The organism is Streptomyces sp. NPDC050658 (genome assembly GCF_044457025.1).
Taxonomy (GTDB): domain Bacteria; phylum Actinomycetota; class Actinomycetes; order Streptomycetales; family Streptomycetaceae; genus Streptomyces.
Window position 1 is genome coordinate 131,266 of sequence record NZ_JBITGM010000014.1, and the last position, 13,997, is coordinate 145,262.

The window sequence follows — 13,997 nt, forward strand, 5'->3', positions numbered from 1 at the left end:
TCTCTATCCCTCTCCCGATCGCGATGCACATGAGGCACAGCCGTAACCCCTTCTTGTCCCTCGCAGTTATCAGTCATGCCATGAGGCACATGAGTGACATCGGAGACAGGACGCAGATCCCGTGACGTTACGTGCAGAGAAGGCCGTGTCGCCTGCCACCGGCGAGATCACCTGGCTGCTGGTCGACGAGGAGACTTACGCGCCTCACCCCGAGGCCCGCGAGTTCTCCCTGTACCTGCGCGGAGCCGGGCGGTCACCGCAGACACAGCGCGCGTACATCCCCAGGATCGGTCGCTTCCTCAACTGGTGCACGGAGCGGGGCGCCGACTGGAAGACCGCCCGACTCGGGGACATGAGCCTGTTCAAGTTCCACGTCGAGCGGACACCGACCCGGTACGGGCGGCCTCCGTCCGGCAAGACGGTCAACGCCACGCTTACCGCGGTCTGCGAGTTCCTCCGCTTCTGCGCCGTCCAGGGATACGTGGCCCACGAAGTCGCCGCGCGTCTCAGCGAGCCGCGCTTCCTCGCCCACGCTCCGGCCGGCTTCGATCCCGGCGAGGGCGGCCAGCACCTGATGATCAAAGCCCGCGTCCTGAAGGCGCCGGAGATCGAGCGGGCGCCGCAGACGCTCACCCGCACCCAGACGGATCAGATCCTCGACGCCGCTCGCACCGCGCGTGACCGGCTGGTGCTGACCGTCCTCCTGGAAGCAGGCCTCCGCATCGGCGAAGCCCTCGGACTGCGGCGCGAGGACATGCATCTGCTCCCCGACTCCACCCACCTCGGCTGCCGGACCATTGGCGCACACCTGCACGTCAGGCCTCGGCAGGACAACGTCAACGGGGCATGGGCCAAGGCCGGGCGCCCTCGCATGGTTCCACTGACGCCAGAGGTGGTGCATCGGTATCGCGAGCATCTCGCCGAGCGTGAACAGGTGGCCGGCTCCGCCGCCTGTGACTACGTCTTCGTCAATCTCGTCGGCGTGCACGCGGGACGGCCCCTGTCGTACTCCAACGCCAAGCAAGTGGTCGAGCGGATCGGGAGACGCTGCGGTCTGACCGCCCGGCCGCACATGATGCGGCACACGGCCGCCACCCGCTGGATTCGCAGCGGGGTCGCTCCGGACGTCGTGCAGACGCTCCTGGGCCATGCCTCGTCGGCGAGCACAGCTGTGTACGTGCACGCCCAGGACGAGGATCTCCGCGCGGCAGTCGACAGCCTCGCTTCGGAGCCGCTGCGATGACCGTTGCACCTCTCCGCGCGGCTGTTGTTGCCTCCGTCTCCGCTGAACCGGAGTGGCCGTCATGGCTCGCGGCGCGCCTCCCGTCGGGCTGGCGGGCAGATGAGTGGGACCCCGTTCAGGCACTGTTCACTGCCGATCCCGGTAACCCGACGACCAGTGTGTTCGTCTGCTCCGTGGCCTCCTGCACCACCCATGTGGCGAGCAACGGTTCCCGCTGCGACGCTTGCCGGAAAGCCCGTTACCTCCTGGGGAACCCTGCGGACTTCGACACCACGCACGCCCCGGATCCGTCCCGCCGCAGGCCCAACACCTACGCGAACGGGGCGATGCCAGGCGTCTCCCAGTTCTCGCTCGCCGCTGTGAGCCCTGCGGTCCGCCAGGAGCTCCTGTACGGGATCCAGCAGCGCGACGACGCCGGGATCAGCCTGGTCCCTCAGCGGGTACGCCGCATTGTGGCCGGCCTTCCCGCCGGACTCGGCTCGCTCCTCGACCTGGACGCCTCCTTCTCCTCCAGGCTTCCGGCTGCGGCCTCCGGTGTCCTGAACGGTGTTCTCCTGCACGTCCGACGCGCACGCGTCGAGTTCGAGGGCACCGATCCGACCTCGGGCGACGTATGGGAGTGTGCCCTCATCGGGCTGACGGCAGGGCGCGGGCGCAAGTATGCCGCTGTCCACGGCGACATCGACTTCCGCCCGGTACGGCAGCGTTGGCTGCGGGAGCTGGTCAAGGAGTACGGACGCACGGCACGCCCCAACGTCATGGACCTACGGCAGACCGTCCACGCGGCGACCATCGCGTCCTCCGCGCTGGCAGGCCGCCGCCATGGGGATGAGCCGGCACTCCTCGCCATGGCTGACATGAACGCCGTGGTGGACACGTTCCGCATCACCAAGCGGCCCGAGGACGGTCACGACTACTCCACCAGCCACCGCAGAGCCCTGCTCCGCCACTGGCGCACGTTCCTGGAGTACGCACGGCAGGCCGGGATGATGGACCACGTGCCCGGCGGGTTCGCGCTCAACCCCCGCTTCCACAGCATCACCGCCGTGGAAGTGACCGAGGACGATCTCGGCCGTGCGATCCCCGAGCACGTCATCGCCCAGCTCGACGCACACCTCGGTCTGCTGGGCACCTCCACGGGATACGCGAGCGGCGGCTGGACGGCCGCCGACTTCGCGCGGATGTACCAGGCGGTCTACGCGGTTCTCCGGGACACCGGCCGACGTCCGGGCGAGGTCACCAGCCTGCGCCGCGACTGCCTGGAGCGGGTCGACGGCAAACCGACGCTGATCTACGACAACCACAAGCGGCGACGCCACGGTCGTCGGCTGCCGATCTCGGAGAGCACCGCCCAGCTGATCGAAACCTGGCAGCATGAGCTCGATGCGCTACCGGCCGTACCCGCCTGTGCCCAGTGGCTCTTTCCCTCCCCGGGGCAGCGCAACCGCCCACGCCGCGGGCATCTGCAGGCCGCGCAGTTCTGCAACCGGATCTTCCGCGACTGGGTCGACGAGCTGATCCCAGGCCTTTCGGACGACCGGCTCGACGACGAGGGCGCCCCGCTCGCCTACGACCGCACCGAGGTTGTCCCGTACGGCTTCCGACACGCGTACGCCCAGCGTCACGCGGACGCGGGCACTCGCCCCGACGTCCTCAGGGAACTCATGGACCACCGTTCGCTGGACGTGACCATGGGCTACTACAAGGTCTCCCTCAGCCGAAAGCAGGAGGCCGTACGCACGGTCGCGGCACTCGCCGTCGACCGGCACGGAGCAGCCCGCGGATTCGGCGATCCCCTCGCCTACGAGGTGGAAAGCGTCGGGGTCCCCTACGGCGGCTGCACCGAGCCGAGCAACGTCAAGGCCGGCGGCGGGCACTGCCGCATCCGCTTCCAGTGCGCCGGATGCGACTTCTACCGGCCTGATCCCTCCTACCCGCCGGCCCTGGAACAGCAGATCGCGGACCTGCGGGCCGACAAGGAAGCCGCCCTGGCGATGGAGGCCGCCGACTGGGTCGTGCGCAACCTCGACGACCAGATCCGCGCCTACTCGAAGTCGACCGACAAGATGCGGCGGAAACTGGATGCGCTGCCCGCCGAGGAGCGGGCCGCCGTCGAATCCGCCTCACAAGAGCTGCGCAAGGCACGTTCGGCAGCGGCCTTCATCCCTCTGCAAGCACTGACGACACGGAACTCCGAATGAAAATCCCCGCCTCCGGCGGCAACGACCGGAACGCCCGGGTCGAGCGCCTGCGCCTCAGCCGCGCCAAGGACAGCGAAGACAAAACCAGGCGCGCACTCGACGCCGTGGACGGCCTTCTGCGCTCGGGACGGCGGATCACCGTCACCCAAGTGGCGCGGGACGCCTCGGTGTCCACGTGGTTCGTCTACAACCAGGCTCAGGTGCACCAGGCCGTTCAGGACGGCATCACCGCCCAGCGGGCGCGGGGGCGTCAGAACTCCCTTGCTCCCGAGGCATCGCAGGTGTCTCCGGCCGGGTTGCGGACAGACCTCGCCCTGGCCCGCGAAGAGATCAAGGACCTCAAGAAGGAGCGCGATCAGCTCCGTAACCGGGTCAGGCTGTCTCTCGGCGCCGAGTTGGAGGGCGTGAACCGGAATGCCCTGATCGAGCGGGTACAGGAGATCGAGCAGCGGAGTACCGCGCTGGAGCAAGCGTTGACAGAGGCCAGGGATCAGATCGCCGCACTGGAGAGCCAACTGCGTGAGGCGGAAGACAATCTCACCGCCGCACGGGCCAGTCTCCGTCGTGCCGTGCGGGCTGTTCCGTCTCCGTAGGTCGCGTTCTCCCGCGATCGCGCACCTTGACCACCACGTCCGACAGGAACCCCGCAGCCTCCGAGGCCAGGACAGTCATCGGGAAGTTGTCAGCCCTGGCACTGCTTCAGCATCATCGCCTTGTCCGCCGTTGTCACCGGGAGCTCGTACTTGTCGGCGACCTGCGCGAAGCGCACCACGTACGAGCACCGGATCTTCTTGTTCGGCGGCAACCAGGACGCGGGCCCCGAGTCCCGCTTCGCCGAATTGGCGCGCCCTTCGACAGGAAGCAGATTGAGCACGTCGTTCGCCAGTTGCTTGCGCTTGCTCTCCGGCCATCGGGCGGCGCCCATCTGCCAGCTGTAGGAGAGCGGGACCACGTGGTCTATCTGCACCTCGGTGGCCTTCGCCTTCTTCCAGGCGATGTCCTTGCCGGTGTACGGGTCGTACAGGTCCATCGCAACGACCACGCAGTCGGAACCTGAACGGAACTGCACGTGCCTCCCATGGAGTTTCAACAAGTCGTTCCGCGTGTCGCAACCGTTCCTCGCCAGCGGTACTCCGTCCGCCGTGTCCATCCACGCGTAGCCGAACGCATCCCGTTCGTAGGCCGTCTTCGACCCCCGTCCCTTTGTGGTGAGTCCTTGGACGAGCTTGCGTGCGTCGGCCTTGTCCGCTTCCGACGTGAGCACGGCGAGCCCCGGCTTCGTCCCGTCGGGATTCGTCAACGGGCTCACCGCCTGGCCGGCAGCTGCGTCCGGTCCGGATCCTGCGGAGCTTCCGCCCGGCTCCAGGCCATCACAGCCTGCGACGAACGCCGCGACGACGACGGCCGAAAGCACAGCCTTCATCCCGCGAGTCGACAGGAGCCCGTGACTCACGTGCCTCTCCCTACGCACAGCCGACCACACCCTGCATACGCTGCGAGAACAGATCCGTCACGGCGCGAAGCATAGAGATAACGCGCGTGCCGCAGCCGTTGGAGTCCGTGTCGGCCCAGGGGCTGCCGAACCGCGCCCGCTCGTAACCGGTCTTGGGCGCACGGCCCTTGACGGTGAGCGAGTCGACGGCGGCGAGCGCGGAGACCGCCTTGACGTCGGGGCCCGAGGAGCCGCCGCCGTCCTTCTCCTCGGGGGTGCAGCCGGCGGCGACGAGCAGCGCGAGCAGCGCCGCGGCCGTGGCGCGGGTGGTGCGCGGGGTCATCGGACGGTGACCTCGGCGCCGAGCACGAGCGGGCCGGGCGTCACGACGTCCGCGTACACCCCGATGCACATGCCGCGCGCGGCGGTGAGCGTCTTCAGGATGCGGTGGTCGGCGGGCAGGTCGCGCTGGGCCTGGGTGGTCATCACACAGCGCGCGATGCGCTTGACGACCCGCAGCGTCAGCTCGCCGCCGAAGCTGATCTCGCGGCCGACCCAGCTCTCCTCGACCCAGGGTTCCGCGGTCTCGACCACGATGTTCTTGCGCAGTCGGCGTACGTCGACGGGGTCGGCGTCGCCGAGCAGCTCGCCGAGCGCCTGGAGCGAGGCGGTGCCCACGAGGGAGACGGCTCCGGCGTCCTGGTGCGGGGCGTCGGACTCACGGGCCAACTCCACGCCGTCGCCGAAGCGTTCGGCGATCCGCGGGTCCCCCGGCCGCAGCGTCTCGCCGTCCGGCGTGGTGACGACGGGGACGTCACCGTCGTACGCCGCGACGTGTTCGAGCAGTCCCGGCGTGCGCCGGAAGCGCTGGTGGTTCTTTCCGCTGCCCAGTTTCCCGTCCGCGTACCGCAGGGCCCACAGCCGGTCGCCGGCCACGCCCCGCCCGTCGACGACGAGCCGCTCGTGCTCCTCCCCCAGCATCGACTTCACCGGAAAACAGCCGAGCCCCACTACGGCCCCAGACCCCACAGTGCCTCTCCTCCCCTGACCGGTACACGTGGTTCGACGATATCCCGGACAAAGATGATGAACCGTCAGGCGTCCCCCGACCGGCCGAAATCGGTTCGCGCGACTTTGTCAAACGAACAAGATCCCTCTACCGTCACAACAGGGAGCCAATCGACCCCCACCAGGACATGGGCGGCAGAGCCGCGGAAACAGGTGGTCATCGTGCAGAACACCCAGCACACCCGGAGCACCCAGAACTCCCCGAACCCCGGGAACACGCCCGTCACCGTGCGCCGCGCCGCGCCCGACGACCTCGGCTTCCTCGTCTGGGTCATGGAGACGGCGGCCAAGTCCCATCTGGACCGCTGCTGTTGGGAACCGCTCCTCGGCGAGGGGACCGAGGTCACCCGCGAGATCCTGCGCACCCTCGCCCGCTCGCCCCGCTCGCACTGGTGCCACCTCTCCCGCTTCTGGGTCGCAGAGACGGCGGACGAGGCGGAACCCCGGCCCGTGGGCGCCCTCACCGCCTACGACCCCGCGACCGACGGGCACGCGGCGATCGGCGAGCAGTGCGCGCAGCTGGCGACGTCCGACGGCTGGCCCGGCACGGCCGCCTTCGACGACGTCTACGCACGCCAGCAGATCTTCCAGTCCTGCCTGCCCGCGGACTACGCGGGATCCTGGGGCATCGAGAACGTCGCCGTCCTGCCCGAGTTCCGCGGCACCGGCGTCGTCGACGCCCTGCTCGACCACGCCCTGGAACTGGGCCGCGCGCAGGGCTACGCCTGCGCCCAGGTCCTCTGCCTGAACGGCAACACGCGGGCCCAGCGCACCTGGGAGCGCGCCGGGTTCGAGGTGCGGGCCGACTATCGGGGGCGGGAGTTCGAGACCCTGATGGGCGCGCCCGGACTCAAACTCCTTGTGCAGGAGTACGCGTAGGACCCGCCGGGAGCCTCGCCCCTACTTGGCCCGCGTGAGGTTCAGCGTCGCCTCGAGCAGCCGCTCCAGGTCCGCCGCCGACTCGCCGTCCGCCGCCGACTCCTGCTTGCCGTCGCCCATCACCAGATGACGCAGCGTCAGCCCGTCGAAGCCCTGGAGGAAGAAGCGGGCCACGGCGAGGGGTTCGGCGGCGTGGGCGTCGTCCGTGCCGTCGAGCACGCCCCTGATCAGGTCCGCCGCCGTCTCCTCCAGGTCGCACTGGTGGCGGCGGAGCAGCTCGTGCAGGTCGGGGCTGCGCACCGCGTACGTCGTCAGCTCGATGAAGAGCCGGAACCGGCCGGGCTGCTCCTGGAGCGCCTGCCAGAGCGCCTCGGCCATCCGGCGCACGGAGCGCTCGAAGTCCGCCGGGCCGTCGTCGGCGGCGGGGACCGCGCCGCGGACCAGCTCGACCAGCTCGACGGTGAGCTGCTCGATGACGGCGCGGTAGAGGTCGCGCTTGGTGCCGAAGGTGTAGTGCACCGTCGCCTGCGCGACGCCCAGTTCGGCGGCGATGGCGCGGGTCGATCCGGCGTCGACGCCCTCGCGGGCCATCAGCTCGATGGCGGCTTGGACGAGTTGCGGACGCCGCTCGGCGGCGGAGATGTGTGCCATGACCCCAGAGTATCGGTGAGAGTGACTCAATCAGTCGACCCTGACGAACGACTTCGTCATTCGACTTTGTCAGGTGACAAAGTTGCGCGTATGGTGGTCGCCGTAGGCAGGCGAAGGGCTGCTCTCCCGGCTCCGCGCCGTTTCTCCCGGCCCCGCGCCATGTACGCACCCGTGATGGAGGCACCTCCCATGGCCTTGCTCCTCTACCGATTGGCCGGGCTGTGCTATCGGCGCCGCCATGCCGTGGTCGCCGTCTGGCTCGTCCTGCTGCTCGCCGTCGGCGGGCTCGCGGCGGCGTTCTCCGGCAAGACCACCGACGAGTTCAAGGTGCCGGGCACCGAGGCGCAGTCCACCGTCGACCGCATCTCGGAACGGCTCCCGGAGTACGCGAACGCCTCGGCGCAGGTCGTCTTCGCGGCCCCCGACGGCCAGTCGCTCACCGCGCCCGAGCGGCGCGAGGCGGTCTCCGCGGCCGTGGCGGCCATCGGCAAGGCGGACGGCGTGGCGCAGGTCATCGAGCCGTTCTCCGCGCAGGCGGTGTCCAGGGACGGCCGGATCGCGCTCACCCAGGTGGTCTTCGAGACGCGCCTGCACGACCTCGGCAGCGGGCCGCGCGACGCGGTGCGCGAGGCCGGGGAGATCTCCGAACAGGCGGGAGTCCAGGTCGAGTTCGGCGGTGACGCCTACACCCCGACGGTGACCGTCGAGGGCGGCGAGGCGATCGGTGTCGGCGTCGCGGTGCTCGTGCTGCTCATCACCTTCGGCTCGATGCTGGCCGCGGGGCTCCCGCTGCTCAGCGCACTCGTCGGCGTCGGCCTCGGCATGGCGGGGCTCTTCGCGCTGACCGGCGCGTACGACATCATCTCCACCGCACCGGTGCTCGCCCTGATGATCGGCATGGCGGTCGGCATCGACTACGCCCTGTTCATCGTCTCCCGCCACCGGCAGAACCTGGCCGAGGGCATGGAGCCGCAAGAGGCCGCGGCACGGGCGGGCGGCACGGCGGGCAGCGCCGTGGTCTTCGCCGGGGCGACCGTGGTGGTGGCCCTCGCCGGGCTCGCGGTGGCCGGAGTGCCGTTCCTGACCGTGATGGGCCTGTCGGCGGCCGGCGCCGTGATCATCGCGATGCTCGTCGCCGTCACGCTGCTGCCCGCGCTCTTCGGCTACGCGGGCCGCTCCGTCGACCGGCTGCCGGTGCCGGGGCTGCGCGGCGGCAAGAAGAAGCCCGGCGGCGAGAAGCCGTCGGCGGGCGAGCGCTGGGTGCGCGGTGTCGCGCGGCGCCCCGTCCTCGTACTCATCGCCTGTCTGGTCGGCATCGGCGTGGTCGCGATCCCCGCGAAGGACCTGCGGCTCGGCCTGCCCGGCAACGGCTCCTACCCCGAGAGCACCTCGGCACGTCAGGCGTACGACCTGGTCAGCGAGGGATTCGGGCAGGGCTTCAACGGGCCGCTCGTCGCGGTCGCGGAGGCCGACAAGGGTCCCGCGCTCTCCGAGGACGGCGTCAAGCAACTCGCCCAGAAGCTCGGCCAGTTGCCGGGTGTCTCCACGCTCCTGCCGCCCTCCGTCGACAAGTCCGGGCAGCTCGCCGCGATCCCGGTGATCCCCAAGGGCGGACCCGACTCCCAGGCGACCGAGGACCTCGTCGCCGACATCAGGGGCGAGGGCGAGCGCGCGGCGGCCGACGCCGGGATGAAGCTGACGGTCACCGGGACCACGGCCGCCAACATCGACGTGTCGAAGAAGCTGAGCGACGCGCTGCTGCCCTTCATCGCGGTGATCGTCGGCATCTCGCTGATCCTGCTCGCGCTGGCCTTCCGCTCGCTGCTCGTCCCGCTCAAGGCCGTCGTCGGCTTCCTGCTCTCCATCGCGGGGTCGGCGGGCGCGGTGGTGGCGGTCTACCAGTGGGGCTGGCTGAGCGACTTCATCGCGGTGCCGAAGGTGGGCCCGGTGGTGAGCTTCCTGCCGATCCTGCTGATCGGCGTGCTCTTCGGTCTCGCCATGGACTACGAGTTGTTCCTGGTCTCCCGCATGAAGGAGGAGAGCTCACGCGGCGCGGCCCCCAAGGAGGCGGTGATCGCCGGGTTCCGGGACGGCTCGCGGGTGGTGGTGGCCGCGGCGCTGATCATGATCTCGGTCTTCGCCGGATTCGTCATCGGCCACGACCCGATCGTCCAGCCCATCGGATTCGCGCTCGCCGTCGGCGTGTTCATCGACGCCTTCGTCGTACGGATGGCGCTGGTCCCCGCGGTGATGACGCTGCTCGGCAAGGCCGCCTGGTGGTTCCCGGGCTTCCTGGAGCGGACCGTGCCGCACGTCGACATGGAGGGCGAGCGGCTCTCCGCCCAGCTGGCGGGCGGCGCGGCGGCCCAGGCGAAGCCGGCCGCCGGGGGCGATCTGGTCGACAGTCACGCGGGCGGCGGCGACCGCCCGTCCACAGAGCGGCGTGGGGCCGGCGAGTGACGCGTCCCCACGCACCGCGTCCGGTTCCGGGTAAGACCATTCCCCCGTTGCCCCGGAACCGGCCGGGTCTGGGCCGGCTACGCCCCGGCGTCGCCGGCCCAGGCCGCAAGACCCCGCTCGGCCAGCGCCTCGGGAACATCGGCGAGGCCCGTGGCCTCCTCGATGTGGTGTACCCCGAGCGGCACCGCGCCCTCGTAGACCCGCGCCGCGACCTCCGCAGCGGTGAGCCCGGTGAAGCGGGACTGCGACGTGGCGGTCAGGGCCCGCGTCGCCCGGCGCCCGCCCCGGTGGGCGTCCACCCGCACCGCGAACCGGTCGCCGCCCAGATGGATGCGGCTGAGCGAGGCGGTGAGCGCCCCGTCGAGGCGGGCCCGGCGCGCGGCCCGGAAGACGCCCGCCCGGCGCAGCCCGAAGAGCAGCCCCGTCAGCGCCCCGGAGTCCAGGCCGAGCCGGGTGGTGATGTCCGGGACGCCGAGGGTGCGGCGCAGGGTGTGCTGGTCGGAGAAGGGGAACGGATGGTGGGTGCGCTCCTTGCCCGGCGGCCAGGTCGCGGCCCGCAACGGCCGCGCCCCGCCGGCCCGCCCGTCCGTCAGCTGGGCGACGGTCCAGCGCACCGCGTCCTTGCCGTGCGCCTCGCCCGCGCCGAGGACGACGGAGATGTCGAGGCGTTCGGCGCCGCCGACGGCCTCGGAGGCGCGGCGGGCCAGCAGATTGGTGAGTCCGGGGGCGACCCCGACGCTGAGCACCGCGGTCGCCTCGCCGGTGCGGGCGAGCGCGTCGTGCCGCTCGACCTCGGTGATCAGCGCGTGCGTCGCGGTGACGTCGACCAGGCCGATGCCCCGCTCGAAGAGCAGCCGCGCGGGATGCGCGGCCGGGGTGCGGGGCTCCACGGAGAGCACCACAAGGGAGACCCCCTCCAGCGCCTGGTCCAGTGAGGCCGGGTCGGCGAGGTCGACCCGCGCGGGAAGCAGGGTGCCGCCGCTGCCGGCGGCGAGTTCGACGGCGCGGGACCGGTCGCGGCCCGCGACGATCACCCGGCCCGGCAGCCGCGCCGCGAGCTCGAGCGCGGTGACCCGGCCGACGGCCCCGTAGCCGCCGAGCACCAGAATATTCCCGTCCAGCTTCTTCGATTCCGTTAAATTCTGCATGACCCAATAGAATCAATTGCGCTTGCCTCCAAGCAAGCGGTGGCGGCAATTCCGGGTTACCAGGCCAAGAACAAAATTCAACTTCTGCACATCAGTCGCAATTACGTGACCCGCATCACGCGACGCATCCCTTGATCCCCTTGACCCGGACAACTTCGCTGCTGAATGATGACACTTGAACAAGAAAACCGGGCAACGACGCCTGGATACGTTCAACCACGGGGGCCCCGCATGTGTAAACACATCGCCGAGTCGTAGACCACGACCTCGAGTCGTTGACCGCGACGCATCTCAACTTCCCTCAAGGCTCTGCATAAGCGCAGGTCAAGCACGCGCTTGGCCTATTTGCGATGCCTTGATTCCAGGCTTGACGCCTTCTTGACAGTAACCTCGCACGAGGTCTTCACATGTGCGACCGAAGGCCTTTGCGATGCCCTTTTCCGTTTACCCTCATGGGAGCAGCAAAGGTGTCATCGAGCTCATCGAAAGAATCGGCGAACCACTTAAACAACCGCTTCGTCGTCCTCTCCATCAGTAAAAGGGCGGACTTCCACGAGCGGATCTCCATCGGATTGCACGACCTTATGGGAGCGTCTGACGCCCCCTCAATATCGACCCCGGCCTACCTCGAAACACTGGCCAGATCTCGACGTTTCCTGGACCGCGCAGTTCCCGGACTCGACATACGGATCCTGACCGCGGACAGCACATCGGCCGCCGCTCGCGCTGTCCGGGAATCGCCCTTGCGGGGCGCCCTGTCACTGGTACTGATCGACGCCGACGGCGCGGGCCTGAACGCCGATCCCTTCGACCGCTCGGTCCCCGAGGCCCTCGGTCAACTGGCCGACGGGCTGCCGGAGCCGCTGCGCGCCACGCTCTCCCCGCACAGCACCTACGTCTACGGGATCAGCGCCACCGCCGAGAGCCTCGCCGCCGCCCAGGTCGCCCGCCCCTTCGTGCTGCGCGCCCTGCCCGCCGACGCCTGGGTTCTCGCGGCCGACGTCATCTGTGCCTTCACCGACCACGTCCAGCTGCGGCACACCGGCTCCGCCCTGCGCGCGGCCACCAAGAAGGGCCCCTCCGCCCTCGCCGCCGCCCTGCACGACTTCCTCGGCCGGCAGCCCCGCGCCGAGGACGACGGACCCTGGGGGCTGCACTACTACACGGGCTCCGTGGTCTCCGGCACCATCTCCGACCTGGACCGGCTCGCCACCACCACCGGCAACCCGGTGCTGCGCGGGCCGAGCGAACACAGCCTGGCCAGCGGGGCGTTGGCGCGCTGGCAGCTGGACCGGGCACCGTTCGTGATCGTCGTGACCAGCGGCATGGTCGACGAGTTCCGCGGCACCCTCGCCAATCTGCGCGAGGCCCGCGCCCGCGGCTTCGTCATCTGCGCCGACACTCCGCCCGACGCGTGGTTCCCCTTCCAGGGGACGGTGCACGCGGCCGAGGACTCCCGCGCCGTACTCGCCGCCAAGGGCATTCCGTACGTCTATCTCACCGACCCGGACCGCATCGCGGACGACCTCGCCGAGGCCTACGCGCAGTACCACGCGCACCGCGGCCCGGTCTTCCTGCTGGCCACGCCCGCCGTGCTCGACGCGACGGGCACCGCCGACGAGCTGAACCGCCCCGAGGCCGTCGAACCGCCCGCGACCGCCGCGCTCCAGGTCCAGGAGAGCGAGCTGGAACCGGTGCTCCGCATCGTCAACTCCGAGCCCACAAGGCTCCTTTGGCAGTGCGGATCGCTTGACGCGCAGGAGTCCTGGCTGGTCCACGACATCGCCGCGCGGGCCGGCGTCGGCCTCGCCGACTCGCTCACCCGGCCGGGCAGCGTGGGGCGGCACCGCGACGGGACCGTGGTCGAGGAGTATCTGGGCACCCTCGGCCTGTACGCGTTCTCCTCACGCGTCCACGCCTATCTGCACGAGGACGGCAGACTGCGCCCGCGCGGCGAACAGGCGCTGTTCTTCCTGAAGAGCCGGCTCGGCGAGGCGGCGACCCCGTTCTCCCCGCGCACGCTCGGCCGCCAGCTGCGGATCGTGCAGGTCAGCCATGAGAAGGAGCACCTCGCTCCGTACGCCGACCATCCGGTGCACGCCGACGCGCGGGCCTTCCTCACCGCCGTACGCGAACGCCTCGACGTCACACCGGGCGTCCTCGACGTGCGCAAGGAGGCCATCGCCCGCACCCGGGACAGCGCCTCCGACGTCATCCACGACCTGCCCGTGCTGCCGATGAGCGCCAACTACTTCTTCCAGCACCTTCGCACCGTGCTGGACGACCTCATCACCCGGCACGGCTACACCTACACGGGCGTCTTCGACGTGGGCCGCGGCGGCATCTCCGCCGTCCGCAACCTGCCGCGCACCGGGCCCGGCTACTCCGGGTGGTACGGCAGGGCGCTGATGGGCGACGCGCTGCAGGCGGTGCCGACCATCGCGCTGACCCGCGACGACAACGTCCTCGCGTTCATCGGTGACGGCGCCGCGTCCCTCGTACCGGACATCACGCCGACGCTGGTTCAGCAATCGGTGCTCTACGGACGGCGGTTGCGGCAGAACGTGACCGTGTTCCGGCTCGTCGACGGCGGCCACTCCGTCATCCGCACCTACCACGAGGGCCGCACCGGCGCCGAGGCCAGCCGCCAGACGCAGGTGCTCTCGCTGCTGGAACCGGAGTGGACCAGAAGGTACGGCGAACTCACCGTCAGGCACCGGCACATCACCGACGCCGCACGGACGGATCTGCGCGGGCTGCTCCAGCAGCGCGCCTCCGTCACCTTCGCGTCCGTGCTGCTCTCGCACAACAACGAGGGCGACGGACTGAGCCTGCTCTCCTCGCTCGGCTGGCAGCGCGACGACCTGCCCGAGCTGACCTTCGCCATGGCCCGCGCCGCCCGCTGAGCGCATCGC

At 70.2% G+C, this 13,997-nt stretch carries 11 protein-coding genes; 6 read left to right on the forward strand and 5 right to left on the reverse strand.

The window, feature by feature from the left end; genetic code table 11:
• The first annotated feature begins 121 nt into the window (after positions 1–121).
• The 3 genes from ACIBKX_RS36010 to ACIBKX_RS36020 all read left to right on the forward strand — a co-directional run bounded on the left by ACIBKX_RS36010 (position 122) and on the right by ACIBKX_RS36020 (position 4,037).
• Positions 122–1,243: a tyrosine-type recombinase/integrase gene (locus ACIBKX_RS36010; RefSeq protein ID WP_363270093.1), complete on the forward strand. Its 1,122-nt coding sequence runs from the start codon at positions 122–124 to the stop codon at positions 1,241–1,243.
• 326 nt (positions 1,244–1,569) lie between these two features.
• A complete protein-coding gene (locus tag ACIBKX_RS36015) occupies positions 1,570–3,444 on the forward strand; it encodes a site-specific integrase (protein WP_363270092.1) in 1,875 nt (624 codons plus the stop codon).
• A complete protein-coding gene (locus ACIBKX_RS36020; protein WP_363270091.1) occupies positions 3,441–4,037 on the forward strand; it encodes a DUF6262 family protein in 597 nt (198 codons plus the stop codon). The genes ACIBKX_RS36015 and ACIBKX_RS36020 overlap by 4 nt, the downstream gene beginning before the upstream one ends.
• Before the next feature lie 89 nt (positions 4,038–4,126).
• Here ACIBKX_RS36020 and ACIBKX_RS36025 read toward each other — a convergent pair whose 3' ends face one another.
• Genes ACIBKX_RS36025 through ACIBKX_RS36035 form a run of 3 tightly spaced genes read right to left on the reverse strand, consistent with a single transcriptional unit; the run spans position 4,127 to position 5,905 of the window.
• On the reverse strand, positions 4,127–4,867 hold the full coding sequence (locus ACIBKX_RS36025) for an HNH endonuclease family protein (protein ID WP_363270090.1): 741 nt from the start codon (positions 4,865–4,867) through the stop codon (positions 4,127–4,129).
• Positions 4,868–4,907: 40 nt separating this feature from the next.
• Positions 4,908–5,219 (reverse strand): hypothetical protein, encoded by a 312-nt coding sequence (locus ACIBKX_RS36030; protein WP_399376986.1) that lies wholly within the window; start codon positions 5,217–5,219, stop codon positions 4,908–4,910.
• Positions 5,216–5,905, reverse strand: coding sequence for an MOSC domain-containing protein (locus ACIBKX_RS36035; protein WP_363270089.1), 690 nt, complete (start codon positions 5,903–5,905; stop codon positions 5,216–5,218). The genes ACIBKX_RS36030 and ACIBKX_RS36035 overlap by 4 nt, the downstream gene beginning before the upstream one ends.
• A 201-nt stretch (positions 5,906–6,106) precedes the next feature.
• Here ACIBKX_RS36035 and ACIBKX_RS36040 point away from each other — a divergent pair, with 201 nt between their 5' ends.
• Positions 6,107–6,823 carry an N-acetyltransferase gene (locus ACIBKX_RS36040; RefSeq protein WP_363270088.1) on the forward strand — a complete coding sequence of 239 codons (717 nt, stop codon included), beginning with the start codon at positions 6,107–6,109 and terminating at the stop codon, positions 6,821–6,823.
• A 21-nt stretch (positions 6,824–6,844) separates the two neighbouring features.
• On the opposite strand, the gene ACIBKX_RS36045 is transcribed toward ACIBKX_RS36040, so the two are convergent.
• Positions 6,845–7,474, reverse strand: coding sequence for a TetR/AcrR family transcriptional regulator (locus tag ACIBKX_RS36045; RefSeq protein ID WP_363270087.1), 630 nt, complete (start codon positions 7,472–7,474; stop codon positions 6,845–6,847).
• Between the two features lie 189 nt (positions 7,475–7,663).
• Here ACIBKX_RS36045 and ACIBKX_RS36050 point away from each other — a divergent pair, with 189 nt between their 5' ends.
• A complete protein-coding gene (locus tag ACIBKX_RS36050) occupies positions 7,664–9,934 on the forward strand; it encodes an MMPL family transporter (RefSeq protein WP_363270086.1) in 2,271 nt (756 codons plus the stop codon).
• Between the two features lie 77 nt (positions 9,935–10,011).
• On the opposite strand, the gene ACIBKX_RS36055 is transcribed toward ACIBKX_RS36050, so the two are convergent.
• Positions 10,012–11,082, reverse strand: coding sequence for a saccharopine dehydrogenase NADP-binding domain-containing protein (locus tag ACIBKX_RS36055; RefSeq protein ID WP_363270085.1), 1,071 nt, complete (start codon positions 11,080–11,082; stop codon positions 10,012–10,014).
• Between the two features lie 743 nt (positions 11,083–11,825).
• On the opposite strand from ACIBKX_RS36055, the gene ACIBKX_RS36060 reads away from it, so the two are divergent.
• Complete coding sequence (locus ACIBKX_RS36060; RefSeq protein WP_363270084.1) at positions 11,826–13,988, forward strand: hypothetical protein; 2,163 nt, start codon at positions 11,826–11,828, stop codon at positions 13,986–13,988.
• Positions 13,989–13,997: the final 9 nt, after the last annotated feature.

What these genes read in the sequence shown, in the direction of transcription:
- ACIBKX_RS36030 (WP_399376986.1), bottom strand. Translation starts at nt 5,219, where the DNA reads ATGACCCCGCGCACCACCCGCGCCACGGCCGCGGCGCTGCTCGCGCTG.
- ACIBKX_RS36015 (WP_363270092.1), top strand. Translation starts at nt 1,570, where the DNA reads ATGCCAGGCGTCTCCCAGTTCTCGCTCGCCGCTGTGAGCCCTGCGGTC.
- ACIBKX_RS36020 (WP_363270091.1), top strand. Translation starts at nt 3,441, where the DNA reads ATGAAAATCCCCGCCTCCGGCGGCAACGACCGGAACGCCCGGGTCGAG.
- ACIBKX_RS36025 (WP_363270090.1), bottom strand. Translation starts at nt 4,867, where the DNA reads ATGAAGGCTGTGCTTTCGGCCGTCGTCGTCGCGGCGTTCGTCGCAGGC.
- ACIBKX_RS36055 (WP_363270085.1), bottom strand. Translation starts at nt 11,082, where the DNA reads ATGCAGAATTTAACGGAATCGAAGAAGCTGGACGGGAATATTCTGGTG.
- ACIBKX_RS36050 (WP_363270086.1), top strand. Translation starts at nt 7,664, where the DNA reads ATGGCCTTGCTCCTCTACCGATTGGCCGGGCTGTGCTATCGGCGCCGC.
- ACIBKX_RS36045 (WP_363270087.1), bottom strand. Translation starts at nt 7,474, where the DNA reads ATGGCACACATCTCCGCCGCCGAGCGGCGTCCGCAACTCGTCCAAGCC.